This is a genomic window from Spiroplasma sp. DGKH1 (assembly GCF_040940205.1).
In the GTDB taxonomy this organism is placed as follows: Bacteria; Bacillota_I; Bacilli_A; order Mycoplasmatales; family Mycoplasmataceae; genus Spiroplasma.
In genome coordinates this window covers 59,844-76,884 of sequence record NZ_JASTWG010000002.1, presented here as the reverse complement: position 1 = coordinate 76,884, position 17,041 = coordinate 59,844, and the positions used below count along the sequence as shown (strand labels likewise).

Below are 17,041 nucleotides of genomic sequence, written 5' to 3'. Positions count from 1 at the left end.
AATTAATTAATATTTTAAAAAATAAATTTTTAATAAATAATGATAATAATATTGACTATTAATTGAAAAATCGCTATTATTATATGTGGATTGTATTGTTTGATACACTCGGATATGTGAAAGGAGAACAAGAGGATGCCAACAATTAACCAATTAGTTAGAAAACCACGTAAAGACAAAGTTTGAAAAACAAAAGCGCCGGCTTTAAACCGTGGGCTAAACTCTTTGCAAAAAAAGGTAACTAATACGACATCTCCTCAAAAAAGAGGGGTTTGTACTCGTGTTGCAACAATGACACCGAAAAAACCTAACTCAGCGTTAAGAAAATATGCTCGTGTTCGTTTAACAAACGGAATGGAAGTTACTGCTTACATTCCTGGTGAAGGACATAACTTACAAGAACACAGCGTTGTGTTAATTCGTGGTGGTAGGGTTAAAGACTTGCCTGGGGTAAGATACCATATCATTCGGGGAACATTGGATACTGCTGGTGTTAATAACCGTCAGCAAGGAAGATCACTTTATGGAGCAAAAAAACCTAAAGCAAAATCTTAGAATTTAAGAGGAAAAAATGATTATCAGTGGAAGGAGGATGAAAAAATGCGTAAACGTAGAGCTGAAAAGAGAGATGTTTTACCAGATCCAATTTATAATTCAAAATTAGTAACACGTGCCATTAATAAAATTATGATTGATGGTAAAAGAGGAGTTGCTCAAACAATCTTATATGGAGCTTTTGAAAAAATTAAAGAAAAAACAAATGCGGATCCGTTAGAAACATTTAACAAAGCCCTAGAAAATATTACTCCACATTTAGAATTAAAAGTGCGTAGAATTGGGGGAGCTAACTACCAAGTCCCAATTGAAGTTAATGAAGATCGTAAAATTACCTTAGGGTTAAGATGATTAATTAGTTATGCAAGATTAAGAAATGAAAAAAGTATGACTGATAAATTAGCAAATGAAATTTTAGATGCTGCCAACGGAGTTGGGGGAGCAGTTAAGAAAAAAGATGATACTCATAAAATGGCAGAAGCTAATAAAGCATTTGCTCATTATCGTTGATAAAAATATAGGTAGAAAGGAAAATAAGAAATGGCAAGAGAATATTCTCTAGAAAATACGAGAAATATTGGAATTATGGCGCACATTGATGCTGGTAAAACAACAACAACAGAGCGGATTTTATTCCATACGGGAAAAATTCATAAAATTGGTGAAACCCATGATGGGGCGAGCCAAATGGACTGAATGGCCCAAGAACAAGAAAGAGGAATCACAATTACCTCAGCGGCCACAACTGCTTTTTGAAAGCATATGCGGATTAATATCATTGATACCCCTGGCCACGTTGACTTTACTGTTGAAGTTGAAAGATCACTGCGGGTATTAGATGGAGCTGTGGCAGTATTAGATGCCCAGTCGGGAGTTGAACCTCAAACAGAAACTGTTTGACGTCAGGCAACAACATATAAAGTACCGCGGATTGTGTTTGTTAACAAAATGGATAAAATTGGTGCTGATTTCCTATATTCAGTAAAAACAATTCATGAACGTTTACAAGGTAATGCGCACCCAGTGCAATTACCAATTGGTGCTGAAGATCAGTTTAGTGGGATTATTGATATTATTGAAAGAAAAGCATACCACTATGATGGTCAACCAAATGAAGAAGCGCAAGAAATTGCAATTCCTGATGATATGAAAGATTTAGTTGAAGAATACCGAACAAAATTAATTGAAGCGGCTGCTAACTTTGATGAAGACCTAATGATGAAATATTTAGATGGTCAAGATGTTAGCGTAGCAGATATTAAAGCAGCGGTACGGAAAGCAACTTTAACTAGTGAATTTTTCCCAGTCTTTTGTGGAAGTGCCTTTAAAAATAAAGGGGTTAAAGCAATGTTGGATGGGGTAATTGACTACCTACCTTCTCCCGTTGATATTCCTGCGATTAAGGGAGTATTACCAGATGGAAGCGAAGTGGAAAGACATGCATCAGATGATGAACCATTTTCCGCATTAGCATTCAAAATTATGACAGACCCATTTGTTGGAAAATTAACTTTCTTCCGGGTTTATTCAGGAGTTTTGAAAAAAGGAAGTAGTGTTTTAAACTCAACAAAAGATAAGTCAGAACGAATTGGACGGATCTTACAGATGCATGCTAATAACCGTAATGAAATTGAAGAAGTTTATGCGGGAGATATTGCCGCGGCGGTGGGGTTAAAATTAACAACAACCGGAGATACTTTATGTGATGAAAAAAATGAAGTAATCTTAGAATCAATGGTCTTCCCAGAACCAGTTATTAACTTAGCATTAGAACCAAAAACAAAAGCTGACCAAGAAAAAATGAGTTTAGCATTATCAAAATTAGCGGAAGAAGACCCAACTTTTAGAACATGAACTGATGAAGAAACTGGTCAAACTATTATTGCCGGAATGGGTGAGTTACACCTTGACATCATTGTTGATCGTTTGAAACGTGAATTTAAAGTTGAAGCAAATATTGGGGCACCCCAAGTTTCATACCGCGAAACTTTCAAAGAAACTGCCGAAGTTGAAGGAAAATACATCAAACAATCGGGAGGTCGTGGGCAATATGGTCATGTTTGAATTAAATTTGAACCAAACCATGACAAAGGATTTGAATTTGTTGACGCAATTGTTGGAGGAAAAATTCCACGGGAATTTATTGGGTCGGTTAAAAAAGGACTTGAAGATTCAATGCAAACTGGGAAACTAGCTGGTTATCCAATGATTGATATTAAAGCCACTTTATTTGATGGATCATACCATGATGTCGACTCATCACAGATGGCTTATGAATTTGCGGCTAGTTTAGCCTTACGAGAAGCTGCTAAAAAAGCAAAACCAGTTATTTTAGAACCGATTATGGCGGTAGAAGTTATCGTTCCCGAAGAATACTACGGGGATGTGATGGGTAACTTATCTTCACGTCGGGGACAAATTGAAGGAAATGAACAACGGGGAAATGCCCAAGTTGTTAAAGCAAAAGTACCATTATCAGAAATGTTTGGTTATGCGACTGACCTGCGGAGCTTTACCCAAGGGAGAGGAACCTACACAATGATCTTCTCACACTACCAAGAAGCACCAAAATCAGTTACTGAAGAAATTGTTAAAAAATCAGGAAAAGCCGCACCGGCTGCTTAAAAAATACATGGTTAGTCTACCATTTTAAAAAAAGGATTGAAAATATAAATAAATTCTATTAAAATAGTTATGACATTTGTCAATTAATTAGGGAGGAAAAAATAAAATGGCAAAACAAAAATTTGACAGAAGTTTACCACACGTAAATGTAGGTACAATTGGACACGTTGACCATGGTAAAACAACTTTAACAGCTGCGATTACAACAGTATTATCTAAAAAAGGATTCGCAGAAGCTAAAGGTTATGATGGAATTGACAACGCCCCAGAAGAAAAAGAACGTGGAATTACAATTAACACATCACACGTTGAATACCGTACAGAAAAAAGACACTACGCTCACGTTGACTGTCCAGGTCACGCGGACTATGTTAAAAACATGATTACCGGAGCTGCCCAAATGGATGGCGCAATCTTAGTTGTTGCTGCAACTGATGGACCAATGCCTCAAACAAGAGAACATATCTTATTATCAAAACAAGTTGGAGTTCCCAAAATCGTTGTTTTCTTAAACAAATGTGATATGGTTGATGACGCTGACTTATTAGACTTAGTTGATATGGAAGTTAGAGACTTATTAAGCCAATACGACTTTGATGGTGATAATGCCCCTGTTATTAAAGGGTCGGCTTTAGGAGCGTTAAATGGTGAAGCTCAATGAGAAGAAAAAGTAATGGAATTAATGGATGCAGTTGATAATTATATCCCAACTCCAGAAAGAGATAAAGATAAACCATTCTTAATGCCAGTTGAAGACGTTTTCACAATTACAGGTCGTGGAACAGTTGCAACTGGACGTGTTGAACGTGGAGAATTAAAATTAAACGATGAAGTTGAAATTGTTGGAATTAAACCAACTCACAAAACAGTTGTTACAGGAATCGAAATGTTCAGAAAATTATTAGACTACGCGGAAGCTGGAGACAACATTGGAGCATTATTACGTGGTGTTAACCGTGATGATATTCAACGTGGACAAGTTTTAGCAAAACCAGGAACTGTTAAACCACACCAAGAATTTAAAGCTCAAGTTTATGCGTTAACAAAAGAAGAAGGAGGACGTCATACACCATTCTTTGGTCACTACCGTCCACAATTCTACTTCCGGACAACTGATGTGACAGGAAGCATTGAATTACCAGCTGGCACAGAAATGGTAATGCCAGGAGACAATGTTGAGTTAACAGTTAAATTAATTAGTCCAATTGCTGTTGAACAAGGAACTAAATTCTCAATTCGTGAAGGTGGAAGAACAATCGGTGCCGGATCAGTTGTAGAAATTATTAAATAATTGTAAAGACACAATCAAATAATAACTTATTCGTAAGTTATTATTTTTTTATTTTAAATATTTAAATTGTCTAAAATTAGTATTACTCCCCTGCTCTAAAATATGTTATATTGTAAGTGTAAATTAGATATTAATGTTAACAGAGTACGCAAAGGACCTAACAAGCAAATAATATTTGTTAGGTATTTTTTATGATTATTTATTCTAATTTATCTGGATAACCAGAAGATTTACTTAAAAACGCTTGTTTTTAGTGGATTTTTAGTTATAATTCTAATTAAGTCATTTAAAGGAGGTTAATAAGATGGCATATAACCCAACAGTCAATAATGTTGAAGAACCAGCAAAAGCAAGTGCTTTTGGAAAGTTTTTTGTATATATTTCATTTATTTTAATCATTCCAATTTTTATTTTTATTGGAACAAGAAATAGTTTAATTCGTCAAAAACAACGAATTGAAGAAACCGCATCGGATATTGATGTGCAATTAAAACGAAGAATGGACATGCTAACTAAATTAGTTGATGCCACAAAGCAATATATGCAATATGAAAAATCAACATTATCAACAATTACTGAATTAAGAAGTCAAACAAGTCCTTTTAAAATGAAAGATGTTGATCGGATTAACAAAGCTATTAGTGATCAAATGGGGCGCATTAACATGTTAATGGAAAATTACCCTGATTTGAAAGCTAATAATAGTGTAATTGAATTACAAACAGGAATTAAAGATTGTGAAGACAACATTGCTGCTGCGCGTCGATTTTATAACTCAGAAGTTCGTGATTTTAACGGAAGAATTAAAACCTGACCAACAAATGTCGCAGCCGGAACTATTCATGCTCAAACATATTTATATTTTGAAGCAGCTCAGGCTGATCGCCAAGATGTTAAAATTGACTTAGGACAATAATTAACAGCTAATGACAAATAATTTAAATTCAACGGTAACTCCGCAGGCAAAACGCTGAATCACTACGGTTACGAATGATGTTAATGATAAATTACAACAATTTAGTAACCATAAAATAAGTTTTAAGTATTCTTCAAAAAATTGGCGGGCTTTTGCCGCAATTATGTTGAGTGCGGGATTACTTTTTCTTGTCTTTACAATTTATTTTCTTGCGGCTAGTAAGTCTTTACACGGTGTTTTTTTGATTGTCGATATTGTTTTTTTAGTAATTGGGGCCTTGTTATTTTTAATTGGGATTATTTTTTATGTCAAATGATATACATCCCATAATTATGAACAAAAAATTTTAAAAGTTTTAGATTTTCAAAAATATTATCAGCTAGCCTTTTTAGATGAATTTGGTGGAAAAATCCAGTTAGATGATATTTCGACAAATTTTAAAATTGCTCCCAATGCTTTTGTACCACGGGAAGGTAAAATTAGAGTGGATCGTGTTCTTAATTTACAACATCGTAATTTTCGTTGTTCATTTGGGACCCTAACCCAAGAAATTCGTCGTAGTTATGTCGACAGCCAAGGTCGGCGCCGAACAACATATTATTGAAACCGGTTCCCCTTTTTGAATAGTATTATTTTAAATAAAAATATTGAAGTTAATGCTGTTATTAAACCAGCCAAGTCATTTTTAAAAATTTTTAAAACTAAGGATAATACTGAACTAGAATCAAGTGAATTTGAAAAAATGTATGCCGTAGATGCTGATGATCAAATTATGATTCGTAAGTTACTAGTTCCAAAAGTTATTGCTAATTTAATTGATTTAGGAAGGACTGCAAATAATATTCCGCAGATGAATTTTACTGAAAATTACTTAACCTATGGTTTTGAAAAATTCAGTGTGGGGGGTTGACAAGACCCAACTGGAGTCTTAGCAGGAATTGATTTAAAAGGTAGTTGAGAAGACATTCCCAATGATATTTGCAACAAAATTATGGCTGATCTTCAATATTTTCGCCGGGTATTGGAATGATTAGTTGCTTACGATTTAATAGGAGAAGATTTATAAGAATAAAATACTAGTCGTATTTTATTTTTTTATTTAAAGTCCTTAAGTTAAAATAGCTAAAACCAAGAATAATAGCAATTGTTCAGAGCATGTAACTAACTCCCCCATATCACTGGTTATGAAGCACTTGGGAATATGGCTGCTTAGTCACCATACTAACAGATAATAATGAAATAAAGAAGATTATCACGGCGATAAAACTGGTAAAAATATAAATAAAAGCTTTAATGCTAAAATGCTTTGTTTTTTCATCATAACCATATGTTTTGACAAAAATAAAAGGATTTTTAATTAATAAAAAATTAATGAATAATAAAATAAGGTTTAAAATAATGAATATTATTGAATAAGTTAGTTTATCAGTGGGGTTAATTTTACTAAAAATAAAAGCTAATAATACAATAATTGAACTAACAGCTAAAAAAATAAATAATCATCATAGATTAAATTTTATTTTTTTAATAATTAATTTAATGTCTGCAACTTTCATATTACACCTAACTTTTTTTATTAAGTAAATCATAACAAATTTATGGTAATTATAAAATATTATTAAAATAATAAATCAATACTTTTTTCCGAGTTGATAAAAAAAATAGAATTTTCATTGCTTAATTAAAAAATATGATTTAAGATATGTATGTAAAAAGGAAAGGATGAAATAAATATGTATAAAATGATAAAAATAACGCCTTTTTTCTCAGAGCGTTTATGAGGGGGAAGAAAATTAGAAGAATATGGGTTTAAGTTACCAACTGATCAACTTATAGGGGAAGCATGAGTAGTCAGTGCGCTTGATAATGGGATGGGATATGTCCAAAGCGGAGAATACCAGGGATTATCATTAAAAGAATTATATGAAAAACATCATGATCTTTTTAATGATAATAATTCGCAATTTCCGTTATTATCTAAAATTATTACTGCCAATGATTATTTATCAGTTCAAGTTCATCCTGATGATAAATATAGTTTGGCCCATAATGGGATGCTAGGAAAACCAGAATGTTGGTATGTTATTGACTGCCCAGCAGATGCAGAATTAATTTATGGTCATCATGCAAAAACAAAAGCAGAATTAAGTGATTTTGTTAAGCACAAACAGTGAAATGAATTATTTGTCAAAGTAAAAATTAAAAAAGGGGATTTCTTATATGTTCCGCCGGGTAAAATTCATGCCATTACCCCCGGAGTAACTGTTTTTGAATTACAAAGATCATCGGATGTTACCTATCGATTTTATGATTTTGATCGGAAAGATAAGGATGGAAACTTACGCCCGTTGCATATTCAAGAATGCTTAGATGTTACCACTGTTCCTGATCCGCAATTACCAGTGATTCATAAAGAGCAAGGTCTTTTAATTGATAATGAATATTTTACATTATATTTAATTAAATCTGATCAACATTTAGAATTACCAAATACTAATTGAGCCCAAGTTACTTTACTAAAAGGAACAGCAATGATTAATGATAAAGAATTGTTTGCTGGTGAATCAGCCATTCTAGTAGGTTTTAATCACAATTTGACAATTAAAACAGCGGGTGAATTATTATTAAGTTATAAAAAATAAGTGTGAGCTTATTTTTTATTTTTTTCTGAATATTTTTTTTGTTTGGAAAAAACTATTTACAAAAAAAAAAAAAAAACTATAATAAGGACAGGAGGTATATATTCAAATGAAATCTAATGATTTGTTCGATCAAGAACATATAATTCTCGATTCACAAGCGAAAACACAACAAGAAGCGTTTGTTGAATTAGCAGAATTAGCCAAAAAACTAGGTTGCGTTGATGAAGCAAGTGACTTAGTGGCTGGCTTTAAAGCTCGTGAAGCAGAATCATCAACTGGTTTTGAAGATGGTTTTGCCATTCCCCATGCGAGAATCAAAGCAGTTAAAAAACCAGCAGTATTATTTGTTAGATATCAAAATCCATTGGATTGAAATGCCATGGATGGGAAACCAACTAATATTGCGATTGCGTTAGTCATTCCAGAAGACAAATCAGCTGACATTCACTTGGGACTGTTAAGTGATATTGCCAGAAAATTAATGGATGCTGATTTTAAAAAAGCAATGAAAACTGAAACTGATAAAGCCAAAATTCAAGAAGCATTAATGGGTAAAAGCAAGAAAGAAGAACCAGTTACAACAACTAGTGGTTCAAAATTAATTTTAGGAATTTCAGCCTGTCCAACTGGAATTGCCCATACATTCTTAGCAGCTGATAAGTTAACCCAGGCTGGGCCTAAATTAGGGTATACAGTTAAAGTTGAAACCCATGGGTCAGAAGGAATTCGAAATAATTTTACTGATGATGAGATTCAACGAGCTGAAGTAATTGTTGCAGCTGTTGATATTGCAGTTGATATGTCAAGATTTGGTGGTAAAAGAGTTTACACTACAAGTACATCAAAAGCAATTAAAGATCCCGAAGGGGTTATTAATACTGCTTTGAAAGAAGCCAAAGTTCAAGCAGTAGGTGAGTTTAATACTAGCGGTGATAAAAATAGTGGCCAAAGAACAGGAATTATGAAACACTTAATGTCCGGGGTTTCTTATATGGTTCCCATTGTTATTTTGGGGGGTATTTTTATTGCTCTTGCCTTAGGATTATCAAAAGCTATTTATGGAGCTAGTTATCAACACTACCATGGATCATTTAAGGATATGGAATGGGTCTTAAATCCAGGCCAAACAATTCCAACCTGACAAGCAGTTTATTATACTGATCCCACTGCTGATCCCCAAAACTTTTTCTATTATTTATTAAAACTAGGGAGCGCAGCTTTCACCCTAATGATTCCAATCTTAGGGGCCTTTATTGCTAATTCAATTGCCGGAAGAGCAGCAATTGCCCCAGCGTTAGTAGTGTCATTTATTGGAAATGATGCAAGTGCCTTCTTCCCAATTGCGGGAATTGGTGCTGTTGATACCCCAACCGGATTTGTGGGAGCTATCTTAGCAGGGTTAGCTGTTGGTTATACAGTTAAATGGATTAATACTTGAAAAGTACCAAAATCCTTACGTCCCGTAATGCCAATTTTTGTAATTCCGGTTCTGGTTGGATTTGTGTACGGAATGATTATGATGTTTGTGGTTGGATTAGTAGTTGGTTATGTAATGCACCAATTCAAATGATGAATTTCAACAACATGAGGAAATCCAAATAATGCCGCGGGATTAGGAATCGGATTTGGCTTTGGATTACTAATTGGGGCAATGGCTGGATTCGATATGGGGGGACCAATTAATAAAGTAGCGTTCTTAGCTTGTACAGGGTTAATTGGGTCAAAAGTCTATACCCCAATGGGGGCAATGGCATGTGCTATTCCAGTTGCCCCATTAGGAATGGGAATGGCAACATGAATTTTCCGTCCATTATATAATGATGAACAAAAAGCAATGGGATCATCAGCCTTCTTCATGGGATGTATCGGAATTTCCGAAGGAGCAATTCCATTTGCGATTAATGATCCAAAAAGAGCGATTGTATGTAATGTTGTTTCATCAGCAATTGCGGGAGCTGTTGCTGGGTTATTAGGAATTGCTGATGCTGCTGCCCATGGTGGTCCAATTGTCGCCTTAGTTGGAGCGATTGGTCGTGGAAACGATGGTCAATTATTAGGCTGAGGAACGGCGTGAGGTTGAACATTATTATCATTAGTTATTATGTTTGGTGGGGCAACAATTAATGCCTTTATGTATGGAACATGAATGATTATTGATAAAAAACGCACCGGTGAAACAATTTCAATGAAAGAATTTGTTTTAAAAACAAGAGCCGACAAAGTAGCTGCTAAAAAAGCAAATAAAGAAGTGAAACCTAATAAAGTAGCAAAAAATAATATCAAAGGATAGTAGATAACTTATAAAATGGGTAGTAATTACCCATTTTTTTGTTTATGATATTTGTAAGGAGTTAATAAAATTATGCTTAATTTAAATGTTACTTTTAATTTATTTGAGGTTTTACCTTGATGAGCAGCTTTATTAATTTGTATTGCAATTATTATAATAGTTGTTATTTTAGTCTGATATTTTAAAAAGAAAACCGATAATATTAAAAATAAAGCTGAGGAAGTTGAATTAAAAAGTTTATGAACCAGAATGCGTGAATTACGCCGTAAACAAAAAAATAAGAAGAAAACAACTGCCATCCCCGAAAAAACAATTACTGATCAAGAAAAAATTAAAAAATTAGAAGCTGAATTGGAAGAATTAAAAAATAAAAATAATAATGAAAATGATAATTAATTATTATTTTTTTGATATTTTTTAATTTTTTGTGTATAATATTATCTTGTTTTATTTTTTTAAAATTTAAACTTTTATGATATAATTAACATATAACAAATGGGTGAACATGGTTAGTAATAGTATGGTTATCAAAATTTTAATATTTAGAATTTGTGGGGGCACATATTAATGGAAAAAATCAAAATATCGAATTTAAAGACAAAGGGTATACTTGAGCGTTTTTTATATAGCAGTGATGTTGTTAACGCTGGTGATGATATTGCGGTAGTTAAAACAAATAATGATGAAATAATTATTAAAGCCCCTTATAATGGCAAAATCATCAAGCCGCTAAAAACTGGAACAACTGTTAAGAAAGGTTCAACCATTGCTTACTTATTAACCGATGAGAAAGAAATTGCTAAATATAATAATAAACATGGTTATCAAGATGAATTTAGTTATTTAGATAAAGATGGTGTACGCTTTGATCCTGGTAAAAATGGACAATTTGGAACAAAATGAAAAGATGTTGAGGAAGAAGATTATTCCGGGGCTGCTTTTGTTAGTGATGCTGATACTAAAACTCCACCACAGCCACTTAATATTATCGAAGCTCCTAGTGAAAATAACCAGTATGCAAACCGTATTGCTAATTTAAAAACTATTGTTGAAGCACCAGAAACACCAAGTATTGAAGAACCAACGCCAACTCTTCTTGAACCAGATGATTTACCTGAGCAATCAGTTATTTCCGTTGAAAATAATCAGCCAATTATTAATTCGCCAACCCCAGTTAAAAACCAACCGGATAATTTAATTAAAAAAGAAGAGGCAGTGGTTAATTTAAATTCAGAAAAAATAAGTGAAAAACATTTAACATTTGGTCCCCAAAAGTCACGCCGACTATCATTTAAAAATTTACATTACAATGTTGGACCCCAAGAACGTACGCAGATTCCTTCAATTGATACAATTAAAGACGTTAATGTAGAAAATTATGGTGCCAAAGATCGCAACGATGATGTTAAAACCAATCATTCACTAAATAATTCATTTATGCAAATGCATAATGATATTGCTAATGCAGTTAAGGAAAGTGATAATATGTTAAAAGACGAAACTAATGCAAAAACTTATGCGAAATATCTTGTTGAAGAAACAAAAGAACAAGATCAAGCACCCCACAATAACTCAACAGCTAATCTTTTTGCTGCTAATGAAGAAGGAAATTCTTCTTTTCGTGATTTAGTAAAAGCACGTCGGAATCAATTACACCAACAAAATAATTTTCACGAAATTATTGATGAACCTGAAAATAATAAAAACGCCATGGATTTTTTGGATGAATATGGGCGTCCGAAAATTATGCGAAACATTATTCAAGGACGTATGAATAATTTAATGAAAAACAATGGTCAATTAGAGTCAACTGATGGGGTTAATCCAACAGGGGCAAGTAATGATCGTAGTGTCGTGAAACAACCTAAGATTTCGGTTGAAGAAGAACCAGTTGACTATATTACAGCGGATGGTTATGAAATTAAAGTTGGCGAGGATCAAAATACACCACCAAAAGACCTAGGTTATTATTCACCATTAAAAACCTATCGTGATCGTTTATATGAAAAATTAAATAATAATGATCAACGTGAAAAAATTCTTAAAACACGAAACCAACGAGAATTAATTAAAAAAAGAATGGAACAATTAGCACGTGGTGATATTGAAGTTACCGATAACGTTTTAGGGGCCATCAATAATTACAAGCGACCCTCTTATGAAGAAATTGAGGCTCAATATGATCTTCTAAATGATAATTATAATAAACAAAAATTAACATCACCAACCCAAGCAGTAAATAATGAGCAAGAAGTTCTTGACCCTTACCGGGGAATCATTCCTGATAGTCGCAAGAGTCCTAACCAGCCACCCGCATCCTTAGCTCCCCAACCAGTTGCTAATAACCAACCATTTATGGTTAACCCGGCGCCCCAAACTCAGCCAGTAATTGTAAACCAGCCACCAGTTATTAATAATAGTAACCAGGAAGTATTGGTTGAACTAGCAATTTTAAAAGAAAAATTAGCACAGCAAGAACAACAAAATAAACATCATGAATTATTACAAGAAATTAAAACATTAAAAGAAAATAATCTTCGTAATAATGTTAACAATAATGACCATAATAATTTTGATAAAATGATGCAATACATGTTAATGCAACAAATGATTAAAAGTATGAACCAAACACCTGATCCTTTTTTAACTCAGTTATTACGAGAAGCAATGCCTAATCAACAAGCAACTAATTTTAACCAATTACCCCCAGAACCACAGAACCAACCAGTTGTCCACAATAACGAAGGAATTATGGTTAAAAAATTTGATGAACAATCTAATAGCAACGCGGGAAATTTCATTCAACCATTAAACAATAATCTTAATATTTTACATACAAATACTAATCCTGTGGAGCCACAAGGATTAGAAACAAGAGAAGAAATTAAACGAACTAAATATCCAGTGATTAGGTCAGTTATTTTATCCCAAAGCCAAGTCCCACCGTTAACAATCAGCACCGAAATTGATATGTCAGCGGTCATTGAACAACAACGAAAATTAAAAAATGCCAATGCTGAAACAGGGGTAAAATTTTCAACAATGAGTTTTATCTTAAAAGCTGTTTCTTTAGCGTTAAGTGAATACCCCAAACTAAATTCATACTATGACCAATCAACCAACCAGATTGTAATTAAGAATTCTCACCATATTGGATTAGCAACCGAAACTAGTGAAGGGTTAGTTATTCCGGTGATTAAGTTTGCAGAACGCTTAAGTTTAAAACAAATTGCTATTAATATTCAAGAAACTCTTGATCGTTTACGCCAAGGTGAATTATACGATTATGAATTGCAAGGAAGTACCATTACCATTGCTAACTATGGAACAGTTGGTGCTACCCAAGCAACTCCAACAATTTTTTATCCGAACTCTGCGGTGATTGGAATTGGAAGAATTGTTCGTAAACCAATTGTAATTAAAGGTGACAAGTTGGTAATTCGTTCAATGATGAGTATCTCACTAACCATTGATCAAAGAATTATAGATGCCGCGGAAGCAGGAATTTTTATGACTAGGTTAAAAGAAATTCTTGAACAACCAGAATTAATTACGTTATCATAAAAAAACATTATCGTATTGATAATGTTTTTTTAGCGTAAAATTTTATAACTATATATTGTCCCTTTCACAATTAAGGCATCTAGTTCATGAGTTCAATTACTATTTTTATTAACAATGATGGTATATAGTAAATTCTTGCGATAAAAATCGCGCCGCGTAATTTTAATATTGTATTTAGATAATAGTTCTTTTACAAAAATCTCATTTAACGGTCGAAATAAAATTCCTACTTTGATATATTCATTAATTTTAGTTAGTGGTGCTAAGTCAATAACTTTGCGGGTAATTGTTCCATAAATAGTTTGTAAAGAATCAAAGCCCAGAAGAACGGGACCAGCATACTTAATAACTAAGACAATAATATTAGTAAATTCTTTGTTCAGAATATTATTCAGAATTGCTCGCCCAGCGCTGTTTCTAATTTCACCATTATCAGTTTTATAAATATTTTCTCGACGTTTACCAATAACATAAGCATAACAATTACAGCTTGCTGTTTTATCTTTATACTTTGCTAAGAAATTAATGATATCTTGTTGAGTTTCAACATAACTCATAAAACAAATAAATTTAGAGTTCTGAAAAACTAGTTCACTATTAAATATTTCATTTTTGTTGATAATATACATTTTTAATAAATACTTAATACCTCCCTACGCTCCCCAAAATAGTTTCACATAAAATATTATATAAAAGGAAGGTACTAATTGCTAATGATTTCAGAAATTTAATTATTTTGTATTTACAAATATTTTAGATTAGATATAATAATTAAGGTTATGCCAATATATTATGGCGGTTGTGGCGAAGAGGTTAACGCCCCGGATTGTGGCTCCGGTACTCGTGGGTTCAAGTCCCATCAGCCGCCCCATTAATTTTAAATAACCACAAAGTGTTAATCATTCCAGTTGGTATGATTTTTTCATTTTATGGTTAATATTTTTAGTTAAAGAAATAATTTAAAATTGTTAATGAAAAACTTGGCAATCTAAAAATTAATTGTGCTATATTGAAAGTGTAAATTGGATTATCTGAGTACTTGAAGTACCTAACAAAATAAAATTGTTAGGTTTTTTGTTTAATCACAATTTATACTAATACCGTTTGATTAATAGTAAAGGTTGCAAAAGATAATAATATTTAAAAACCAAAGAAACGAGGGAAACAAGATGTACTGTTTTTTTAGTGCTAATAATGTTCCACTATCTTTAATTGTAGGCCAAGTAATTGGTTATTTTGCTGCATTATTAGGAATTATTACATGTTTACCACAACTCATCAAAACGTTAAAAACAAGAAATACTGCTAATATTTCCTTAGCAACATATTGTTTATTTAATTTAGCTAATTTATTATAACTGATTTTTGGGGCTCTATCAATTAGCTGTCCCCAATTAAATCCGACCCAAACAGAAGTTGCAAAAATTATGTGGAGTTTAACTTTAATCGTGCCATATTTTGTAACTTTTACTGGTGTTAGCATTATTTTAGGTATTAAAATTTATAATATTAAAAAACATGGGGAATTATTAACGGCTGTTAATAAAAAACTGCGGGTTGAAAAAGTTAATGAAAGTAGGGACCAAGCATGCTCTTAACTAGCTTTCGGGATGATTCGCTTTTTTTAACAGTCCATATTATTGGTTGATTAGCGGCCTTAGTATCAATGTCAGCTTTTATTCCCCAAGCTATTAAAACAATTAAAACCAAACAAACTGCTGGCATCTCATTAGGAATGTATTTAATATATAACATGGCTAATTTTGCGTGAATAATTTGAGCAATTATTGATTGAGATAGTGAACCCAATAATATGCTATCTGATTTAACTGTCATTATTCCAAATCTTGTTTGTATTATAATAACAAGTATAATTATTAGGATGAAGGTTATTAATACCAAAAAGAGTTCACCACTACATTAGAAAGGAAGTTTAGAATGAAAAAATTAGTTTCAAATCATGAGTTTTTATGTAAACATCATACTAGTCGTCGCTATGAAGGAATGAAACACTCTTATGATTTAATGTTAACTTGTGCTGATAGTGATTTTAAAATTCCGTTGGCAATGCAAGAAGATTTAATTAAAGTTATTAAAGAAGGAGATGTTAGTTATTCGTTTTTAGATGATCAATTATTAGAAGCAATTAATACTTGGTATACTAAACAATATAATTTGTCGTTTGCTCGCGAAGAGTTAATTATTGGAAGTGGGGTCATTCATTTAATGCAAATTGCCCTGGAAGTTTTAACAAAGCCGGGGGATGGAGTTATTGTGCAACCCCCAGTTTATGATCCTTTTTATGAAATTATAGAAAATAAAGACCGTAAAATAATTATGAACCATTTATTATATGATGAAGAACAACAATACTACACAATGAACTTTGTGGAATTAGAAGAATTAATGCAACAACATAAAGTAATGATTTTGTGTAGTCCGCATAATCCGGTGGGAAGAATTTGAAAAGAAGCAGAATTAGAACAGTTATTATCCTTAGCTGCAAAATATAATGTTTTCATTATTAGTGATGAAATTTGACAAGATATTGTTTTTAGTAATGTTCATCATCATCCGCTTTTTAGTTTTAATTCCCCAGCAATTAGCCAAGTATTAGTATTATCTTCCCAAGCCAAAACTTATAACCTAGGGGGTGCCCAAATTGGTTATGGGTTATCTTATAACCATGATTTTATGACAAAAATGCACCACGAATTATCTAAATCAATTCATTATGCTTCAACTAATTATTTATCAGCGAAAATGATCATTAGCGGTTATTTAAACCATGATAATTATGATTGGCTAGCAGCATATCGAGCAACATTAGAAGAAAACTACCATTATTTGGTAAATGAAGTTGAAAAAGCAACAAATATTAAAGTCACTAGAATTGAAGGAACTTATTTAGGATGACTAAATATGAGTAAGGTTGTTAAAACACGAGCTGAATTAGAGCAAAAATTAGATCGTGCTCATATCCATGCCATTAATGGTAGTGTTTTTTCACCAAGTTCGGAACTATTTATCCGAGTTGATTTTGCCTTAGATAACAAAACAATTGGTGAAGTAGCCCGCCGCTTAATTGACTTATTTAAATAATAAAAGTGTTCTTATATGTTTACTAACCTCCATTTGCTTGCTATAATGTATATGTT

General features: G+C 32.6%; 16 protein-coding genes and 1 tRNA gene. 15 read left to right on the top strand and 2 right to left on the bottom strand.

Annotation, left to right across the window (positions count from 1 at the left end):
- Positions 1 to 135: 135 nt before the first annotated feature.
- From rpsL to QPK10_RS01895, 6 genes are all read left to right on the top strand, one after another.
- The gene (gene rpsL / locus QPK10_RS01920; RefSeq protein WP_047790969.1) at positions 136 to 555 is read left to right on the top strand and encodes a 30S ribosomal protein S12; all 420 of its coding nucleotides are present in this window, start codon (positions 136 to 138) and stop codon (positions 553 to 555) included.
- Positions 556 to 600: 45 nt separating this feature from the next.
- The gene (gene rpsG, locus QPK10_RS01915; protein WP_025316898.1) at positions 601 to 1,068 is read left to right on the top strand and encodes a 30S ribosomal protein S7; all 468 of its coding nucleotides are present in this window, start codon (positions 601 to 603) and stop codon (positions 1,066 to 1,068) included.
- 27 nt (positions 1,069 to 1,095) lie between these two features.
- Positions 1,096 to 3,180 carry an elongation factor G gene (gene fusA, locus QPK10_RS01910; protein ID WP_368486350.1) on the top strand — a complete coding sequence of 695 codons (2,085 nt, stop codon included), beginning with the start codon at positions 1,096 to 1,098 and terminating at the stop codon, positions 3,178 to 3,180.
- 106 nt (positions 3,181 to 3,286) lie between these two features.
- The gene (gene tuf / locus QPK10_RS01905; RefSeq protein ID WP_368486349.1) at positions 3,287 to 4,471 is read left to right on the top strand and encodes an elongation factor Tu; all 1,185 of its coding nucleotides are present in this window, start codon (positions 3,287 to 3,289) and stop codon (positions 4,469 to 4,471) included.
- A 304-nt stretch (positions 4,472 to 4,775) separates the two neighbouring features.
- Positions 4,776 to 5,387 (top strand): LemA family protein, encoded by a 612-nt coding sequence (locus QPK10_RS01900; protein ID WP_368486348.1) that lies wholly within the window; start codon positions 4,776 to 4,778, stop codon positions 5,385 to 5,387.
- A gap of 10 nt (positions 5,388 to 5,397) precedes the next feature.
- Positions 5,398 to 6,453: a DUF3137 domain-containing protein gene (locus tag QPK10_RS01895; protein WP_368486347.1), complete on the top strand. Its 1,056-nt coding sequence runs from the start codon at positions 5,398 to 5,400 to the stop codon at positions 6,451 to 6,453.
- A gap of 10 nt (positions 6,454 to 6,463) precedes the next feature.
- Here the strand turns inward: QPK10_RS01895 and QPK10_RS01890 are convergent, their stop codons facing one another.
- The gene (locus tag QPK10_RS01890) at positions 6,464 to 6,943 is read right to left on the bottom strand and encodes a hypothetical protein (protein WP_368486346.1); all 480 of its coding nucleotides are present in this window, start codon (positions 6,941 to 6,943) and stop codon (positions 6,464 to 6,466) included.
- Between the two features lie 177 nt (positions 6,944 to 7,120).
- Here QPK10_RS01890 and QPK10_RS01885 point away from each other — a divergent pair, with 177 nt between their 5' ends.
- The 4 genes from QPK10_RS01885 to QPK10_RS01870 all read left to right on the top strand — a co-directional run bounded on the left by QPK10_RS01885 (position 7,121) and on the right by QPK10_RS01870 (position 13,883).
- A complete protein-coding gene (locus QPK10_RS01885; protein ID WP_368486345.1) occupies positions 7,121 to 8,029 on the top strand; it encodes a type I phosphomannose isomerase catalytic subunit in 909 nt (302 codons plus the stop codon).
- Positions 8,030 to 8,135: 106 nt separating this feature from the next.
- Positions 8,136 to 10,319: a fructose-specific PTS transporter subunit EIIC gene (locus tag QPK10_RS01880; RefSeq protein WP_368486344.1), complete on the top strand. Its 2,184-nt coding sequence runs from the start codon at positions 8,136 to 8,138 to the stop codon at positions 10,317 to 10,319.
- Positions 10,320 to 10,391: 72 nt separating this feature from the next.
- The gene (locus QPK10_RS01875; protein WP_368486343.1) at positions 10,392 to 10,715 is read left to right on the top strand and encodes a hypothetical protein; all 324 of its coding nucleotides are present in this window, start codon (positions 10,392 to 10,394) and stop codon (positions 10,713 to 10,715) included.
- A gap of 171 nt (positions 10,716 to 10,886) precedes the next feature.
- Positions 10,887 to 13,883, top strand: coding sequence for a 2-oxo acid dehydrogenase subunit E2 (locus QPK10_RS01870; RefSeq protein WP_368486342.1), 2,997 nt, complete (start codon positions 10,887 to 10,889; stop codon positions 13,881 to 13,883).
- Positions 13,884 to 13,912: 29 nt separating this feature from the next.
- Here QPK10_RS01870 and QPK10_RS01865 read toward each other — a convergent pair whose 3' ends face one another.
- On the bottom strand, positions 13,913 to 14,512 hold the full coding sequence (locus QPK10_RS01865) for a YigZ family protein (protein ID WP_368486341.1): 600 nt from the start codon (positions 14,510 to 14,512) through the stop codon (positions 13,913 to 13,915).
- Positions 14,513 to 14,678: 166 nt separating this feature from the next.
- On the opposite strand from QPK10_RS01865, the gene QPK10_RS01860 reads away from it, so the two are divergent.
- From QPK10_RS01860 to QPK10_RS01840, 5 genes are all read left to right on the top strand, one after another.
- Positions 14,679 to 14,754, top strand: a tRNA-His gene (locus QPK10_RS01860).
- Positions 14,755 to 15,052: 298 nt separating this feature from the next.
- A complete protein-coding gene (locus tag QPK10_RS01855; RefSeq protein WP_368486340.1) occupies positions 15,053 to 15,241 on the top strand; it encodes a PQ-loop domain-containing transporter in 189 nt (62 codons plus the stop codon).
- Between the two features lie 69 nt (positions 15,242 to 15,310).
- Positions 15,311 to 15,481: a hypothetical protein gene (locus tag QPK10_RS01850; protein ID WP_368486339.1), complete on the top strand. Its 171-nt coding sequence runs from the start codon at positions 15,311 to 15,313 to the stop codon at positions 15,479 to 15,481.
- Complete coding sequence (locus QPK10_RS01845) at positions 15,472 to 15,807, top strand: SemiSWEET family sugar transporter (protein WP_368486338.1); 336 nt, start codon at positions 15,472 to 15,474, stop codon at positions 15,805 to 15,807. Before QPK10_RS01850 ends, QPK10_RS01845 begins: the two co-directional genes overlap by 10 nt.
- 14 nt (positions 15,808 to 15,821) lie before the next feature.
- Positions 15,822 to 16,985 (top strand): aminotransferase class I/II-fold pyridoxal phosphate-dependent enzyme, encoded by a 1,164-nt coding sequence (locus QPK10_RS01840; protein ID WP_368486337.1) that lies wholly within the window; start codon positions 15,822 to 15,824, stop codon positions 16,983 to 16,985.
- The last annotated feature ends 56 nt before the right edge of the window (positions 16,986 to 17,041 follow it).